This is a genomic window from Endozoicomonas gorgoniicola, assembly GCF_025562715.2.
GTDB lineage: Bacteria > Pseudomonadota > Gammaproteobacteria > Pseudomonadales > Endozoicomonadaceae > Endozoicomonas_A > Endozoicomonas_A gorgoniicola.
The window spans coordinates 1105180-1121761 of record NZ_JAPFCC010000001.1; the positions used below are offsets into that span (position 1 = coordinate 1105180).

General features: G+C 48.9%; 14 protein-coding genes. 9 read left to right on the forward strand and 5 right to left on the reverse strand.

Annotation, left to right across the window (positions count from 1 at the left end):
- Nucleotides 1–145 precede the first annotated feature (145 nt).
- Complete coding sequence (locus tag NX722_RS05130) at nucleotides 146–1342, forward strand: NAD-dependent formate dehydrogenase (RefSeq protein ID WP_262567015.1); 1197 nt, start codon at nucleotides 146–148, stop codon at nucleotides 1340–1342.
- Here the strand turns inward: NX722_RS05130 and NX722_RS05135 are convergent.
- Nucleotides 1339–1518, reverse strand: a complete 180-nt coding sequence (locus tag NX722_RS05135; protein WP_262567016.1) for a hypothetical protein — start codon at nucleotides 1516–1518, stop codon at nucleotides 1339–1341. The two genes, NX722_RS05130 and NX722_RS05135, sit on opposite strands and share 4 nt — an antisense overlap.
- Here NX722_RS05135 and rlmD point away from each other — a divergent pair.
- The 5 genes from rlmD (at nucleotide 1517) to NX722_RS05160 (ending at nucleotide 6614) form a co-directional block, all read left to right on the forward strand.
- Entirely contained in the window at nucleotides 1517–2728 is a 1212-nt protein-coding gene (gene rlmD, locus NX722_RS05140; protein WP_262567017.1) for a 23S rRNA (uracil(1939)-C(5))-methyltransferase RlmD, read from the forward strand. The genes NX722_RS05135 and rlmD overlap by 2 nt on opposite strands.
- 4 nt (nucleotides 2729–2732) lie before the next feature.
- Nucleotides 2733–2906, forward strand: coding sequence for a hypothetical protein (locus NX722_RS05145; RefSeq protein ID WP_262567018.1), 174 nt, complete (start codon nucleotides 2733–2735; stop codon nucleotides 2904–2906).
- 59 nt (nucleotides 2907–2965) lie between these two features.
- Nucleotides 2966–5218 (forward strand): GTP diphosphokinase, encoded by a 2253-nt coding sequence (gene relA, locus NX722_RS05150; RefSeq protein WP_262567019.1) that lies wholly within the window; start codon nucleotides 2966–2968, stop codon nucleotides 5216–5218.
- Nucleotides 5219–5300: 82 nt separating this feature from the next.
- The gene (gene mazG / locus NX722_RS05155; RefSeq protein WP_262567020.1) at nucleotides 5301–6113 is read left to right on the forward strand and encodes a nucleoside triphosphate pyrophosphohydrolase; all 813 of its coding nucleotides are present in this window, start codon (nucleotides 5301–5303) and stop codon (nucleotides 6111–6113) included.
- Between the two features lie 69 nt (nucleotides 6114–6182).
- On the forward strand, nucleotides 6183–6614 hold the full coding sequence (locus tag NX722_RS05160) for a hypothetical protein (RefSeq protein WP_262567021.1): 432 nt from the start codon (nucleotides 6183–6185) through the stop codon (nucleotides 6612–6614).
- Nucleotides 6615–7074: 460 nt separating this feature from the next.
- Here the strand turns inward: NX722_RS05160 and NX722_RS05165 are convergent, their stop codons facing one another.
- The 4 genes from NX722_RS05165 to NX722_RS05180 all read right to left on the reverse strand — a co-directional run bounded on the left by NX722_RS05165 (nucleotide 7075) and on the right by NX722_RS05180 (nucleotide 13842).
- Complete coding sequence (locus NX722_RS05165) at nucleotides 7075–7713, reverse strand: TetR/AcrR family transcriptional regulator (protein ID WP_262567022.1); 639 nt, start codon at nucleotides 7711–7713, stop codon at nucleotides 7075–7077.
- 71 nt (nucleotides 7714–7784) lie between these two features.
- On the reverse strand, nucleotides 7785–10142 hold the full coding sequence (locus NX722_RS05170) for an alpha-galactosidase (RefSeq protein WP_262567023.1): 2358 nt from the start codon (nucleotides 10140–10142) through the stop codon (nucleotides 7785–7787).
- A 43-nt stretch (nucleotides 10143–10185) separates the two neighbouring features.
- Nucleotides 10186–12669 carry a glycoside hydrolase family 2 protein gene (locus NX722_RS05175; RefSeq protein ID WP_262567024.1) on the reverse strand — a complete coding sequence of 828 codons (2484 nt, stop codon included), beginning with the start codon at nucleotides 12667–12669 and terminating at the stop codon, nucleotides 10186–10188.
- A 3-nt stretch (nucleotides 12670–12672) separates the two neighbouring features.
- Nucleotides 12673–13842: a hypothetical protein gene (locus NX722_RS05180; protein WP_262567025.1), complete on the reverse strand. Its 1170-nt coding sequence runs from the start codon at nucleotides 13840–13842 to the stop codon at nucleotides 12673–12675.
- Nucleotides 13843–13967: 125 nt separating this feature from the next.
- Here NX722_RS05180 and tnpA point away from each other — a divergent pair, with 125 nt between their 5' ends.
- The 3 genes from tnpA (at nucleotide 13968) to NX722_RS05195 (ending at nucleotide 16494) form a co-directional block, all read left to right on the forward strand.
- Nucleotides 13968–14399: an IS200/IS605 family transposase gene (tnpA, locus tag NX722_RS05185; protein WP_262567026.1), complete on the forward strand. Its 432-nt coding sequence runs from the start codon at nucleotides 13968–13970 to the stop codon at nucleotides 14397–14399.
- 180 nt (nucleotides 14400–14579) lie between these two features.
- Nucleotides 14580–14753: a hypothetical protein gene (locus NX722_RS05190; protein ID WP_262567027.1), complete on the forward strand. Its 174-nt coding sequence runs from the start codon at nucleotides 14580–14582 to the stop codon at nucleotides 14751–14753.
- Nucleotides 14754–15012: 259 nt separating this feature from the next.
- A complete protein-coding gene (locus tag NX722_RS05195) occupies nucleotides 15013–16494 on the forward strand; it encodes a DUF6937 domain-containing protein (protein ID WP_262567028.1) in 1482 nt (493 codons plus the stop codon).
- Nucleotides 16495–16582 lie beyond the last annotated feature (88 nt).

The following is a 16582-nucleotide window of genomic DNA, read 5'->3' on the forward strand; positions in this document are numbered from 1 at the left end:
ACCCCATAAGTCATCGACTGTCGCATAGTCTGGTTTTTTTAGTGAAGGAAAATGTGGTGGAAAAAGAGGCAGAAAATGTCATACGGCAAGCCAATCGGGTATCTACAATACCTCACAGGGTTCACTTAACCCCGTGAGGTATTGTATGAAAATTCTGGCTATCTTGTACGACGATCCTTCTGGCGGAATGCCACAGCATTATCCAATTGAGCAACTGCCTGCTCTCCATAGTTATCCGGACGGATCGCGTTTGCCGACACCTGAAACGATAGATTTTACCCCCGGAGAGTTACTCGGATCAGTGTCAGGAGAGCTGGGGTTAAGACGGTTTCTTGAAGAGGGTGGCCATACGCTGGTTGTTACATCCAATAAGGACGGCTTGAACTCTGTTGCGGAAAAAGAGCTGGTTGATGCAGATATTGTGATTTCACAGCCTTTCTGGCCATTCTATTTAACAAAAGAACGGATTGAAGGGGCGAAGCAATTAAAATTGGCCATTACCGCTGGAGTCGGTTCTGATCATGTTGACTTGCAGGCTGCCATAAAAAATGGGGTTGATGTGGTTGAAATCACTTACTGCAACTCCGTGTCCGTTTCAGAGCATGTTGTCATGATGATCCTGTCTCTGGTTCGTGATTACCATACTCAGCATGCGATCGTTAGAGACGGTGGGTGGAACATCGCTGACGCAGTACAACGATCTTATGATGTTGAAGGTATGCATATTGGCTCAGTTGCTGCCGGTAGAATTGGGCTGTCGGTTCTGAGAAAGATGAAACCGTTCGATACCCATCTCCATTACTGTGACAAACATCGCCTGCCTGAATCCATAGAACAGGAACTGGGATTAACTTACCACGCCACCGTTGAGTCCATGCTGCCAGAATGCGATGTGGTGACAATAAACTGCCCGTTACATGCGGAAACGGAAAATCTTTTTGATAGTGAAATGATCAGCCAAATGAAAAAAGGCGCTTACCTGGTCAATACGGCGCGAGGGAAAATCTGTAACAGACAGGCAGTTGCGGATGCTCTGGAATCAGGTCAGCTCAGTGGTTATGCCGGGGATGTCTGGTTTCCCCAGCCAGCACCAGATGATCATATCTGGAGGCGTATGCCTCATCATGGAATGACACCACACACATCGGGTACAACCCTGTCAGCACAGGCTCGTTATGCAGCGGGAACCCGGGAGATTCTGGAGTGTTTTTTTGCCGGGAAGCCGATCAGGGAAGAGTATTACATTGTCAAGGATGGTGTATTGGCCGGTGCCGGGAAGCACGCTTATACAGAAGGGAATACAACAACAGGCTCAGAAGAAGCGAGTGGTTTCTCCCGTTAGCGGTATTTAGCTGAAAAGCGATCACCAGCAATTCCCTGAAGATTTTTTACCATGTATACACTGATCTTGATGGCAATTCCCGATACAATAAGGGTTTGTACTTTCAGGGCAGTCCGGGCAGTTTGAATACCGACCAGACGAGTCCACTTTTGATTTTCATTTAAGGTTATCTTCATGCGTAATCGACAGGCTTCCTCTGGCAAGCGTCAGGATGTAGGGGAAGTGCTGGTGACAGGTCTTTCCCATGACGGTCGCGGTCTGGCTCGTACTCAGGTCGCTTCCGTTAACAGGACTTTCGTTCACGGAGCTGGAAAAACAGCTCGGAATAAAGAGCAGGGCAAAACCCTGTTTATAGAGGGTGCGCTTCCGGGAGAAACGGTCACAGTCAGGGTTTTGGAAGACCGTCGCCGCTTTCTTAATGGTCGTGTCCATAACATTATTGAATCCTCCGGTGAGCGGGTTGAACCACCCTGTAAACACTTTAAGCAGTGCGGTGGTTGTAGCCTGCAATACTGGTCTCATAAGGGGCAGCTGGCAGGCAAGCAGGAGATCGTGCTGGATCAGTTACGACGCTTTTCCTCGCTCACCCCCGCAGAGATAGCCCCGCCTCTGGTATCAGAACCTTATGGTTATCGCCATCGCGCCCGTTTATCCATCCGCTGGCAAAAGAGCGGCCTGGCGCTGGGTTTCCGTGAAAAGCAGAGCAAAGCCATCTGCTCCATCAGCGAATGTCCGGTACTGGCAGAATCCCTGCAGCCTCTGCCCGGGCGTCTGCGCGAACTGTTACCACAGTTGCAGAAACATCAGGCGATCAGTCATGCCGAACTGTTTGATGCTGACAGTGGACGAGCCATTTTGCTGCGTCATATTCGCCCCCTTGCCGAACAGGATGCCGAAACACTCCGCACTTTTGCCCGGGAGGAACAGCTGCATCTTTATCTGCAGGGCGATCCCGACAGGGTTCACTGCCTTTATAAACCTCGGGATGATACGTGGCTGTATAACCAGATTCCGGAATTCGACCTGAAACTGCAGTTTCGTCCCACTGATTTTACCCAGGTGAACTGGGCGATTAATCGTAAAATGGTGACGCAGGCGGTTGAATGGTTACAACCGAAAGCGACTGACCGGGTACTTGATCTGTTCTGTGGGTTAGGTAATTTTTCCCTGGCGCTGGCTCGTCATGTTCAAACCGTTACGGGCGTTGAGGGGAGCGACGGAGCGGTTGAACGGGCTCGTTATAATTCGAACCTGAATCAGATTGAAAACTGCGATTTCCATCAGGCTGACCTGTCTGCACTGGCAAAGGGCAACGACTGGTTTGACCGGAACTACGACATACTGTTGCTTGACCCCCCCAAGAACAGGGGCTATAGAGATTATTGAACAAATGGCACAGACTTTGCCAGACAGAGTACTCTATATTTCATGCAACCCAGCCACTCTGGCACGTGATGCTGGCGCTCTGGCTGAACAGGGGTTTCAGCTGGCAAAACTGGGTGTCATGGATATGTTCCCGCAAACGGCTCATGTTGAATCCATGGGTCTGTTTATAAGAAGCTGAAGGCAGTTTTGCCCGCCGGAAAACATTCCGGCAAACCGGATTTATAGGGAAAGACTGATATGGTCAAGGTAAGAGAAGATCACCCAACCCGATACGATGGCTCTGTCGATCTGGACGCCTGGTTGCAGCGTCTGGCTGACGCCCATGGTATCAGCAATATTGCACGCCTGCGGGAAGCCTGTGAAATGAGTCGCACGGCTGAAGAACAGGCGCGTTTGCAGGCCGATACCGTGTGGCCCACCGGGCCCGGCTGCTATCGCACTGGCCTTGAAATGATCGAAATTCTGGCCGGGTTGAAGGTCGACCCGGACTGCCTGGTGGCAGCGGCGTTATACCGTACTGTGCGCGAGCGTAAGCTGGCGCTGAAGATGGTGGAGGAAAGCTTTGGTGCAACCGTGGCTTCCCTCATTAAGTCAGTACAGGGCATGGCTGCCATCAGCACACTGCTTAACCCGGCTCGTACCCAGGTGCTGGACCAGTCCCAGGACCAGCTGGAAAAAGTCCGCAAAATGCTGGTGTCGATTATTGACGATGTCCGGGTTGCCCTGATCAAACTGGCTGAACGTACTTGTGCCATTCGCGCCCTGCGCGATGCTGACAAGGAAAAGCGCCGCCGGGTTGCCCGTGAAGTGTTCGAGATTTATGCACCACTGGCGCACCGTCTGGGGATTGGTTATATCAAATGGGAGCTGGAAGACCTCTCCTTCCGCTATCTCAAACCTCAGGACTACAAGAAGATTGCCCGTCTGCTGGATGAAAAACGTCTGGACCGGCAAGAATATATCGACAGCGTGGTCGAGCAGCTGCAGGAAGCCATGAAAGAGGCGGACATTGACTGTGAGATTTATGGTCGTGCCAAGCATATCTACAGTATCTGGCGCAAAATGAAGCGCAAGGGGCTGGATTTCCGGGAACTCTACGATATTCGGGCATTCCGCATTATTACCCACCAGGTGCGCGACTGTTATGCCGCCCTGGGTGTGGTGCATTCCCTGTTCAACCATATTCCCCAGGAGTTTGACGATTACATCGCAACGCCCAAAGAGAATGGCTATCGCTCTCTGCATACGGCGGTGTTCGGACCAAACGGTAAAACCCTGGAAGTGCAGATTCGCACCGAAAACATGCACGAAGAAGCTGAGCTGGGGGTGTGTGCTCACTGGAAATACAAAGGTACGGACGTTAATGCCAAGAGCGACAGCTATGAAGAGAAGCTGGCGTGGTTGCGTCAGGTTATGGAGTGGCACGAAGAACTGGGCGACCTGAGCGGCATTGCCGAAGAGTGGCGTACCGATATCGAGCCGGATCGTATCTATGTCTTTACCCGTAATGGCCATGTGGTTGATTTATCGGTAGGGGCGACCCCGGTGGATTTTGCCTTTCGCATCCATTCCGAAGTAGGTTTGAAGTGTCGTGGTGCCAAAGTCGGTGGACGTATTGTGCCGCTGAACCACACCCTGAAAACGGGGGATCAGGTAGAAATCCTCACGGCTTCCAACGCCCACCCGAGTCGTGACTGGCTGAACCCGGATCTGGGCTACGTCACCACCAACCGCGCCAGAGCGAAGATTACCAGCTGGCTGAAGAAACAGGACCGGGATTCTAACCTCATTGACGGACGCAGCCAGCTGGATGCCGAGCTGAAACGCCTGGCCCTGACCAGTGTCGATCTGCAGCCGTTGTTGAAAAATACGTCATTCGAGAGCCTGGACGATATGTACGCTGCCATTGGTGCCGGTGATTATCGTGTGGCACAAATCACAACGCTGGCGCAGCGTGAATTGTCTCCTGAAGAAGAGAAAGACTTTGAGATCCGCACCAGGCCAAGACAGGAAAAAACATCAGATAGCACCATCACGATTGATGGCGTCGGTAACCTCTTAACGCAGATCGCGGGCTGTTGTCAGCCAGTACCCGGAGATCCGATCATTGGCTATATTACGACCGGGCGGGGTGTCAGCATTCATCGTCAGGACTGTAACAACGCCCTGATTCTACAGAATCAGGAACCGGAGCGCATGATTGAGGTCAACTGGGGACACTCGCCTGAATATGGTTACCCGGTAGAGGTGCAGATTCTTGCCTATGACCGTTCAGGGCTGTTAAGGGATATCACTGTCGTGCTGGCGAATGAGAAGGTCAATGTTCTTGAAGTCAGTACCCGCACCAGCAAGGAAGAAAATATTGCGACCATGCGACTGTCGCTGGAAGTCAACAGCTTGCAGCAGCTGGGTGTGGTACTGGCAAAGGTGGATAAACTACCTAATGTTATTGAAGCGGTTCGTTATCGGAAGGAAGCCAGGAGTAAGTAGATTAATAGCCTGATTATGGGAGCATCTCATGGGAGAACGCCATGGGAGAACGTCATGGGAATAGTCATAGGTAAAAAGCCTGATGCAATATAGCTACGACGATCTGGTGTATTTGATGAATCGCCTCAGGGACCCGGCCACCGGCTGTCCCTGGGATCTGGAACAGAACTTCAGCACCATTGCGCACTATACGATGGAAGAATCGTGTGAGGTGCTGGAAGCCATTGCCAGTAAAGATTACGACAACCTGAAAGAGGAGTTGGGTGACCTGCTGTTCCAGGTGATCTTTCACGCCCGGATGGCGCAGGAAGAGGCGTTGTTTGATATTTCAGATGTCATTCACGGGCTGGTTAGCAAAATGGTGCGCCGACACCCCCATGTTTTCCCCGGAGGAAGCTTACACTCTGAGCGTACCGGAGAGGAAACCACTACACCGGAGCAGGTGACAGAAAACTGGGGTCTGATTAAACAGCGTGAAAAGTCCGGGACATCCAGGCCGCTGTCCGTCTTGCCTGACAAACTTCCTGCCGCACTGCCAGTGCTGGAAAAGGCAAGGATCATTCAGAAAGCGGCTGCAAAAACGGGGTTTGACTGGCCTGACAGCTCACAGGTTTATGCAAAGATACAGGAAGAGATTACCGAGCTGAAAGAGGCTCAGGCCGAAGGACAGGAGCGAATGACGGAAGAGTTTGGAGACCTGTTGTTTGCCTGTGTGAATTTAGCCCGATATTTACAGGTAGACCCTGAACTGGCTTTACGGCAAGCCACGGGGAAATTTGAACGGCGATTCCGTACTATGGAATCTATCGCTCTGGCTGAAGAACAGGATTTTCAGCAACTGACGCTGGAAGAAATGGAAGAGTACTGGCAACAGAGCAAGCAGGGTTGCGACTGAATTTTTATGTGGTTGGGTACTTAGTAATAGCCAGGGGAGGCAAACAGTAGAAGAGATGTTTATTTATCCATGAAACCAATCAGTAAATTACTATTATTGCTGGAACTGATGATCTGTTACGGTCCATCCCTGTGCTACCTGATTATCGGTATTGCCTTTGTTCCGTTCTGGATATTGTCTGCCCTGAGTGGTGAATTTCAGGCCATCACCATGGTCATGATGGTGGTGGGTGGTGTGGTTGGTTTCTTTGCCTTGCTGGCGCTGGTTTATAAAATTTGCCATCCGAAATCCAACATGATCTGTGATGGCAAAATTCGCCTGTTGTCGCTGATGGGGATGATATCGTCTATTGCTATTCTCTATCAGGCCGATGCGATCGAAAAGTTGTTTGAGGTCGGAGCTTTTCTCTATCTGTTGCCCATTGCGGCTTCGCTGCACATTATCTACCTGGGCAGGAACTACTATTTTGCCAGCTGCCAGCGCTCTGAGCGTTCCGATTGATAAGCAGTTGTGGTGGAGTGTCAGGGAAGCCGGTACTTTTTTCGTGCCGCCATTGCCCGTGACGGGTTTATCGGGAATCCCGAATATCTCAACCAACTGGCTGTCGAAAACTGGTTACTGGAATCTGCTGTAACCAGAAGTTGTTATCCCTGCCGAAAAAACTGATGCCCGGAATGAAGACGGCTGGGAATTATTATAAAGTGACGAACCGCTGGTATATTCTGTAGTGCTGTTTTTCTAAGACTATGGGTAAGCTCTTTGAAGGGCATTTAAACGCAGGTAATCTTGCCGAAAGCTTGTTCCGGGCGCTGAAGCCATTCCAAAGAATTACTTTTGGTTTTGGGTATGAGTAACCGGGGCGCAATTATCGGGAATGCATTGGTGGGTGATTTATGGATATGACTTGCTTAATCACCCTCTGCAGCTCAACCCGTCTCACAAGCCTTATTTTCCCTGAGCCTTATTTTCCCTGAGCCTTAATTTCCCTGAGATAGTTAGGTGCACTCGTTGCCATTATGTCAATAAACAAGTCTCGAAACTGCTCGGGGGTACTGTCATCGTTTTCGAAACATAGCCGCATCATGTTGCCAAACTGATAGCAGATTAACAAAATAAAGCGACGCAACAGGGCCTTATCTGCCGGTTCAAACTGTTCAACCAGGCGGTGGTAAATTTTGTCCGCATTAATCTGACTGTCTATAATGGCGAGTCGATTCAGCTCCGGATTGATTGAGTCAAACCAGATTTGCCTTAATGCTGGCTCATTTTTGTGCAGCCGATAAATATCGTCAAAGTTCTTCAGCATAAAACGACGAAGATCATTAAAAGAGTTCAGTTCTCGCATGTTGTGATCAATAATACCGCGAATGGTTTCGGCAAAGTACTCAGCCAGAGCCAGAACCATGGAATCTTTATTAGAGAAGTACTGATAGATAGACCCCATGGAGGTATTGGCTCGTTCGGCGATATCGTTGACCTTCAGCTGCTCAATTCCTTTTTCCTCAATCAGTGTTTTGACGGTATCCAGAATTATTGTCACCCTGGTTCGGCTTCTGTACTGGGAGGGAGTACGTCGATTGGTCACCTGCTCTAAATCCACTTTCAAACCCTGTCATCAACCAGTAAAAATAAACCACCAAAGCAGATATAGTGGCTTGTCAACCGTGCATCCTAACAGTCCAGACATCTTATGTGGTAGAGGCGTGAACCAAAATCACCAAAATGCGACACATATTCTGTTATCTCTGTACCGGTAAACTGACTTTTAATGGGGATACCCATGTGCTGAAGCTGATCGCCGTGCATGGTGTAGGATTCTGCATTAACCGGTAACAGGTAGTGATTGGCGATGATACCGTGCAGAATCCCTCGATCTTTAATCGAGACCGGAAGTTCCTTATTCACCAGATGCCCATACTGCCTTATATTCTGATATTGCTCCCGGCTGTTAATACTGTAAATCACATCAGGCTTCAACATGGGTAACCTGATGGTTTTCAGAGTCGGATTGCTCACCTGCAAACCCTGAAAAAAGCCAACAATAGCCTCGCTCTTGTCTTTCCTCATAATTATCCAGGCGCGCTGGTTACTGGCTGGCAATAACAGTCGATAAAAAACACCCTGCTGCAAAAGTGCCCGGTGCTTTTTATAAAACCCAACCTGCTGACGAATCACTTTCTCCTCATAGGTGGTAAGTGTCGTTAAATCGAGCTGGTAGCCTAACAAGCCAAAACAGCTGACATTAAAGCGCGACTCAATCGGAGTATGCCTGAGTACCTGATGAGAAGGGTGTCCACTGACATGGGCGCTCATGCAACAGGGTGGATATAGCAAAGAGAATCCCTGCTGGATTTTAGTTCGCTCATGAGCATCCGTATTATCACTGATCCAGGTCTGGGGCATAAAAAAGGTCATCCCCAGATCAAACCGGTTGCCACCACTGGAGCAGTTCTCAAACAAAATACCGGGGAATGCTTCCTTTAGCCGGAACAAAAGATCATACAGTCCCAGTACATAGCGATGATAAAAACCGGCCTGTTTCTCTGCCGTTAAATGATTTGAATAAACGTCACTTAAATTACGGTTATGATCCCACTTGACATAGCTGACCTGCGCCCGGCGAAAAGTGTCGAACAGTTGCTCATAAAGATAATCCACAACCGACGGGTTCGACATATCAAGCACCAGCTGGTGTCGTCCGGGCGAAGCCTCACGCCCCGGACTGGTAACAGCCCAGTCCGGGTGTTTTTCATATAGGTCGCTGTTCACTGATACCATTTCAGGCTCTACCCAAAGGCCGAACTGTAAACCCAGCTGTCGTATTTTGCGGGAAATACCTGCCAGCCCCCGGGGTAGTTTTTTCCGGTCTTCGTTATAGTTGCCCAGCCCGGAGGTCTCATCATTGCGATTAGCAAACCAGCCGTCGTCCAGCACGAACAACTCCACACCCAGAGATTGTGCCTTGCGGGCAAGACTCATCAGTTTGCTTTCATCAAAATTGAAATAGGTGGCTTCCCAGTTATTAGCCTGCACCGGGCGAGGCTTGTCCTGCCATTCACGGTCAATAATATGCTGACGGATATGGGCATGAAAATGCTGGCTCATCAGGTTCAGTCCGCCATGACTGAAGGTCATCAGAACTTCCGGACAGTTAAATTGCATGCCGCCGGACAATGGCCAGGCAAAATCAAGATCAGAGACACCGAGCATAATGCGGGTCTGGTCATAAGACGATACTTCGGTGGTTATTTTGTAATTACCGCTATAAACGAGCGCGAAGCCATAGCAGCAGCCGTAATCTTCTGTACAGTCCGGGCTGACCAGAGCCATAAAAGGGTTGTGACTGGAACTGCTGACTCCCCGGGAACTGCCAATGGAAAACACACCTTTATTGAGGCTGTGCCGTTGCTGCTGCCCTTCTGCAATCCATTTGCCGGACAGGTGCATCGCCTCAAAACCAGCCTCTGGCAAATCCACGCTGGCACTGCAGGCTTTGTTCAGCACAACTGGCTCAGAACCCCGGTTTATAATGGTCATACTGCGACAGATAGTATCGGTGTGTACAAAACAGGTGTAATGGAGATGCAGCTCAACGGGTTTCAGCTTTTCTCTTAAAACAATGGTCAGGGAAAGGTCGTCTTCAGACGGAGAATGACTGTGAGGAAGCCCTGGCAGATCAGGCCTGTCTCCACTCAATTCAAAGCGGTCAAAAATAAAATCCGATGTACTGCTGCCGTCGTCACAATAGGTAATATGAAGGCTGGGTTCTCGATAGTCTCCCTTACCGGTAGTACCCACTTCCAGTTTCTGGGTTTCAAGACAGTAGCGCTCATCCGCTGAGGAGTAGGCTGTGGTTGACCCTAGCTTCACCCGGGCAGTGTGGTTAAGGTGAGACAGCGTTTCCCTGTGTTCTAGCCTCGGCCCATAGTAAAGGTTTAACAGATGACCAGCGTCTGATACTTTCAGGATATAACTGCTATTGAGTGTCTGCAGATGAAACACCTGCTCTTCACTATTGATTGATATCATTCACAACGTTCTTAGTTATCACACTTTAAAAATCTGTCAGGTCTTATGCAGACAACAGGGTCGGGTTATGGCATTGAACCTGTAATGTAATTGTCTGAGCCTTAAACCGGGCAGAGGTTACAGTAACGGTTTTCTGACCACTGACTCCTGTTGTTCTTACCCAGAAAGCGGTCTGCCCTGCACTGAGAGACCGCAGGGCGGGGCCAATCAGTAATAATCCATCGCTTACTTCAATCTGTACCGGATCGCTGGCGTACTGTCGCACCATCTCGTCCTCATCCAGACACCTTATGCTCACCCGGGTTACATCGTAGGTGTGTCGATGTGTCAGACAGACGTTGTCTGCTTTTACTTCAAGCATTGTCTGTCGTGACTTACCACGGGTTTTCCGGATCACACACTGTCCGTTCCGGTACCCTTCCAGCCGGTAGCTGGCTGATGCGTCCCCCCAGTTACCAATGTATTTAGCAAACAGGCCTATGCCATCCTGAATCGAGAGGCCGTTTTTCCTGAGCAGCCAGAGCATTCTGGCTTTTTCCCAAAGGTTTAACCCATCCAGCCCTTTACGATTAATCGCCGAGAACAGCTGCCGTATGCTCTCGGAGTCCCGGCTACTGAACGACTCATGGCGGGCAATCTGGTCACCAATAAAGTCATCAAGAATAACCGGCGGGTGTAGCAGGTGGGGGAAGCCCTGAGAGTCAGGATAAAAGGTCTGTAAATACTGGTCGTTTTTATACAGCCTGATGCTGTCACAGTTGGTAAACACCCAGAGAGCACCAAACTGCGCACCGTCATAATCACCGTTTTTCATATTGCCAGCCAGCTCCATAACCGGATGCCGGTCTTGCTGACTGGCGTAGACCGCTGCAGCGTATTTAGGTTCACGGAACATATCCAGAACGCCGTGATAACAAATTCGATCGCCGCTGCCAAAATCTTCATGGGTGTTGTAGTCTGCCATGCCCCACCCTATTGCTCCTGAGTACTCATGGCTGCTGAGGGCTTTATTAATCACTCTGGCGTGGCGCAATGCGTGTTCAAGCAACCGGCTCTGGGTATCAGACGTTTTGGTGGGAAACATATGACCACAGTGTTCTGTTATCAGGTAAGGAACCTTTGCCCCTGCGACCTGCTGCCGCTGTTGCAGGGGCGCGTTACGCCCGGTGTGTGAAAAATCATTGAAGGTATAAACGTCTTCCAGCAGCTCACTGTTGGCAATACACCGAACCCCACCCGTTGGGCGACCTGGGTCAAGTCGTTTCGCCAGGGCATTTGTCGCTTTATAGAGTTCGTGACAATCCGTCGATTCGTTAATACGAACACCCCATATGAACACAGAAGGGTGATTCCAGTCTCTTTCAATCATCCCGCGAACATTGTCCAACGTTCGTTGCTGCCAGACAGGGTCCTTGCCAATATGTTGCCAGCCTGGTATTTCATTAAAAACCAGTAAACCGATTTCATCACAACGGTTGAGAAAGTGAGGACTGGGTGGATAGTGAGCAGAGCGCACACAATTGCAACCCAACTCAAACTTAACCAGCTCTGCATCTCTGGTCTGAGCGCTCTCCGGCATGGCATAACCGACAAAGGGGTAAGACTGGTGCCGGTTCAGTCCAATGAGCTTCACGCGCTCACCATTGAGGTAGAACCCGTCCGGGCGAAATGCTACCGTTCGGAACCCAAACCGGAGCGCCACCGTATCCAACAGTTCACTGTCTGCCCGTTCATTGTCTGACAGCCTGATAACAAGGGTATAAAGTGTTGGCTGATCAGGACACCAGTACTCGACCTTGGAATGATTGATGTTAAGGGTGTGTGAGCAGACCTCTTCTGGGGCATCCGACAATGTTCGGATGAATGTTTCCTGATGAATCGTATTCCCGTTCTGATCATTGACCTGCAAATCGAGCGTTATTTCCTGTCCGGGCGTTCCGGAATGATTAAGGTACAGGTCAGCATGAACTTTTGCTGATGTTGCCGATAAACGATCGCTACCTGGTTTTGGATGATGCAGTTCAGTGACTATGCGTGCATTTTTTACGTAAACGTGATCCAGCATGGTCAGGCAGACTTCCCGATAAATACCGCCAAAAGCCAGAAAATCCACAACGTGACCAAAAGGCGGAATTTCAGGGTTTTCACCCGAATCCACCAGAACAACCAGTTCGCTGGGTTCGTCTGGATGAACATAAGGCAGAATATCGACTTCAAAAGGCAGGTAGCCCGATACGTTATGTGCGACAAGTGTCTGGTTAACAAACACCTTGCACGACACCATTACGCCTTCAAACCGGAGCCGGGCGTGAGACACGCCCGTAAACAGAGAAGGTTCAAGAGTTTTCCGATACGCTGACAGATATTGATAAGAACGTTCATCAAAATTGTTGCAGGGGAGCTCCTTAACGGTGTGTGGTATGTCAACAACATGGGCTTCATTTGCCCAGTCGATAAGCCCGATGGATGACTCTTCCACATCGGCCAGAAACTGCCAGCCAAAATTAAGATGAACGTCTTTTCGCATGGTTTACTTCAATATATCCGTGTTGTATTCAACGAATAGAGCAAAGCCATTGACTTTCATGTTCGTATCCGCGCCCACCATAAACCGATAACCAAGACCTTCTCCCATGTAGTTGTAAGCCAGTTCGAGATTGAGTTCGGTATAGTCTTCTTTTGCCACCGTCACTTGCTGTTCCATCGTCAGCTTGCTTCTGTCAGTGTCCGTCGCCATGGCTGCAACACCCTGTATCCGCCACTTCTGAAAGCCAATGTTATCAAGGTTATAACCACCAAAGAGAAAATAGGTTGTCTGGTTGGCAAGATCGAACTTATTGAAGACTGCCATGTCACCCCAGACAGCAGTGCCTCCTCCAGCGTTGTAACCATCCTGGGTCTGGAACCCACGGAAGCTTTCTTTACCTATTTTGGTCACACCGGCAAGCAGGTCAAAATCACCGGTATCGATACCGATACCAAACTCTACAACGTCTGTCTTGTGATTAGAATTCAGGTCGCCAGTCCCTTTTTCCATACCATATTTGAATAGAAACTTAAGGATTTTGCTTCTGTCCCCATCAGGGTTGCCTGCCAGGTAACTCAGGGGAATCCCGGTGTAAAGTTCAATAATCCCGTTCTTCTGGTAGTCGGGCGCTACGGAATAAGAGGCACTACTGGTAAAGTAATCGGTCTCGGAGTGGTAACCAATGTTATAGATTTTATCGAAGTGGCCAGAACCAGCGCCTTTGTCCAGATCGTCCTTGAATCTGACGGTTCTGGTTGTATGAGCACTGCTGAAACCCGTAAAGTAATTGAACCATGGCTGGATCATACCCCAGCTCCAGTTTATTTCGCCGGTCAGCGAAGCCCCTTCATACACTTCATGCATTGAATAATAAATGTAATCCGGGCGGTGCAGCAGGTTATAGATAGATGGTGTAAAACGACCTACGGACAATTTGCCAAAGTTCTCTTCATCGCCAAGGCGCATCTGCAGGTTCGCGTTACTCACTTTGCCAATCATTCCGCCGTCTGCGCTGCTCTCATAAAAACGGGAATAGTCGTTTTTTAAAGTCACTCCAGGCATCATTGAGTTTTGTGCCTCAAGGTAGCCGTTGTTATAAAGATTGGGAAGACCAGACTGATAACCCAGCTGCACTCCGAACATGTCATTGAGGTAGCCTGACTGCCAGTCCATCCAGAGAGATGCACCTAATTAACACTGATAAACCCCCGGCTATGCCGGGGAGACTCTCATAGGTTTAACCGTAGCGACAGTAGCTAACCTTCAGTTTCCGACCAAGAAAATTGAAGGTAAAACCAATGAGAGACTACAAGAGTTTGGCTCATACGCGTTGGGATTGTAAGTACCATATTGTCTTTATCCCAAAGAGAAGACGAAAGGTAATCTATGGGAATTTGAGAAAGTTTCTCGGAGAAATATTTCATGAGCTTGTCAGAAGGAAAGGCTGCAAAATTCTCGAAGGGCATTTGATGTCTGATCATGTTCACATGTGCATCAGTATTCCACCCAAATATCCGGTATCTCATGTCGTTGGATATCTGAAAGGAAAGTGTGCAATAGAGATTGCGAAAAATTTCAAAGGCAAGCAGCGTAACTTTAACGGAGAGCATTTTTGGGCAAGAGGTTACTTTGTCTCAACAGTAGGACTTGATGAAGAAGTGGTTCGGGCATATATCCGAGATCAAGAAAAGAATGATGGAAATAGAGATCAGTATGATCTTGACTGGTAAGCGCCCTTGGGCGCAATAAAAGCCCTTAGAGGGCGTAATCTGATAAGCCTCCGGCTATGCCGGAGGTCAGTTAACTCATCCATCTTGATTTTGTTTTTTCCGGATACAGGCATACCCTCAAGGCTGTAGTTGTAAGAACCACCAATATTGTAAAGGTTCGCCTTAACTTTGGTGTCCAGCGTGGAGTCGTTTAAAAAAGAGTCCCAGGTAGCATTTGCAGCCATCGCTAAAGACAGGGACGTTATAGACAATGACGTCATTAAGATATATCTGACAGGCTTCATCTCTCACTTTCCCTCCGGACTTAATGATTCTGAATCCCCAGGGGCTGGCTATCAGGCATCATTAATGTGAGTTATTTTCATATTTTCCTGAAGAATAGTGCTACCTACAGGCAAATGGATCAATAAAAAACATGAGAGAACGTCATATTTGTTGATGTTTGTCAATTTTTTGTAACACCCATGCTTCATGGGTTTACCGGGAAGTTTTATGACCTGCATCAAACGAGGTGACTTCTTATGTTTTCATTTGTTGAAATATACGACACAATAAACATGAGAAGATTTCATGTTATGTCAGTCTATTTCTTCAAAAAAAACACGTGATGCTCATGGATAACACTTCAAGCGTATTTGGTAACAGGCAACCGGCGTCTGTTATAACAAGCGCCAATCGAAAAAAAGCTAACTTCGAACAAAAGTTCGGTGACGACAGTCAGCGGTGTTATCCATTAAGCAGTCACGAAAATCCCGCTATGCAGCCATGGCTTGGTATTCGTGATCTTACTATCAGCGAAACAGGCCAACCCATTGATTCAGAAAAAGGCATTATTATTGGCAACATCCGCATGGGGTATGGTCATTACCGGATATCCATGGCTATAGCCTCTGCGGTCAACCATTTTGGCTATACCCCTTACTGGCTTGACCTTGCTTCCTGCAGGCAAACCACCGGGGGAAAAGTGATACAGCACCTGAACAAGCTCTATTCACTGGGGTCAAGACTGTCCCAGAAGTACCCTCTGTTTAACCGCCTGTTCTGGGAAAAGCTGAACAGTGAAGGGTTCAGAAAACTCAGCTTCAATGCCAAAGATCAGCGGGTGAGTGAGTTGATGGTGCCGATACTTAGCCACATTCCCCGAAGCATGCCGTTTATCGGCACTCATACCTGGCCAGCCCAGGCCGCTGTTCATGCGGGTATCAACAATGTAATTAATGTCATACCCGATAACTGGCCAATGGCGTTGCACCTGGCAGAAGGCGCCAGGCATGTTGTTCAGACCCCTTCGAGTTATTTTGGCTATCGCATGCTCAATGGCATGGATAAAAGCAGGCTGCTAAAGCCCATGCCCGCCGACAGCATCACCCACACCGGACACTTTATTGATCACGAGTTGCTGAAGGATCTGGAACAGGACTGCCATAAAAGACTCACACGGATGGAAGCGGGTGAACCCCTGAGAATACTGCTGACGGTTGGCGGCGCAGGTGCTCAGTTTGACACCTTTCTGGCCATCATTCGTCATCTGCTCCCTCTGGTTGAGGCTCGCAGGGTGTGTCTTTTTATTAATGTAGGTGATTACAGAACTATATGGGACCAGCTCACTGAAAAGCTGCCTGAGCTGGACAAACTTGCCAAACTATACGACAACGAATGGGATCATGTTGTTGCACTTACCGATACCGACCTGATTAATAGCCTTCCGCTGGAAGGCGTTCATGCTTTTTACCACGAGAACATTTTTTCTGCTGTTTATTCCAGCAACCGACTGATGCGTATCACCGACCTGATGATCACAAAGCCCAGCGAGCTGGCCTTTTACCCGGTTCCTAAACTGATGATCAAACGAGTAGGTGGTCACGAAGCTTATGGAGCCATAAGGGCTGCAGAGATAGGCGACGGTACTATTGAGTTTGAGAAAACAGATGCTGCAATACAAATGCTGCAACTGTTCATTGACGACAAAAACCTGATTAAAACCATGTGTGAAAATATCCTCAGAGCCCATTCTGTCGGAGTCTACGATGGTGCCTATAAAACCGTCGAGCTGGCAATAAAAGGGTCGATTACGGGGCAGGCAGGAAAGCTCTGAGTCCAGATCAGCCTCAGGCGTATGCTGCGATCAGCCAGCCACTGAGGTTATGTACTTGCGATACGAATTGCGGTATCGCTTTTTTTGG

Coding starts and splice junctions, on each gene's coding strand:
- mazG (WP_262567020.1), top strand. CDS start 5,301: ATGCAATATAGCTACGACGATCTGGTGTATTTGATGAATCGCCTCAGG.
- NX722_RS05160 (WP_262567021.1), top strand. CDS start 6,183: ATGAAACCAATCAGTAAATTACTATTATTGCTGGAACTGATGATCTGT.
- rlmD (WP_262567017.1), top strand. CDS start 1,517: ATGCGTAATCGACAGGCTTCCTCTGGCAAGCGTCAGGATGTAGGGGAA.
- NX722_RS05195 (WP_262567028.1), top strand. CDS start 15,013: ATGGATAACACTTCAAGCGTATTTGGTAACAGGCAACCGGCGTCTGTT.
- NX722_RS05180 (WP_262567025.1), bottom strand. CDS start 13,842: ATGGACTGGCAGTCAGGCTACCTCAATGACATGTTCGGAGTGCAGCTG.
- NX722_RS05130 (WP_262567015.1), top strand. CDS start 146: ATGAAAATTCTGGCTATCTTGTACGACGATCCTTCTGGCGGAATGCCA.
- NX722_RS05135 (WP_262567016.1), bottom strand. CDS start 1,518: ATGAAGATAACCTTAAATGAAAATCAAAAGTGGACTCGTCTGGTCGGT.
- relA (WP_262567019.1), top strand. CDS start 2,966: ATGGTCAAGGTAAGAGAAGATCACCCAACCCGATACGATGGCTCTGTC.
- NX722_RS05145 (WP_262567018.1), top strand. CDS start 2,733: ATGGCACAGACTTTGCCAGACAGAGTACTCTATATTTCATGCAACCCA.
- tnpA (WP_262567026.1), top strand. CDS start 13,968: ATGAGAGACTACAAGAGTTTGGCTCATACGCGTTGGGATTGTAAGTAC.
- NX722_RS05175 (WP_262567024.1), bottom strand. CDS start 12,669: ATGCGAAAAGACGTTCATCTTAATTTTGGCTGGCAGTTTCTGGCCGAT.
- NX722_RS05170 (WP_262567023.1), bottom strand. CDS start 10,142: ATGATATCAATCAATAGTGAAGAGCAGGTGTTTCATCTGCAGACACTC.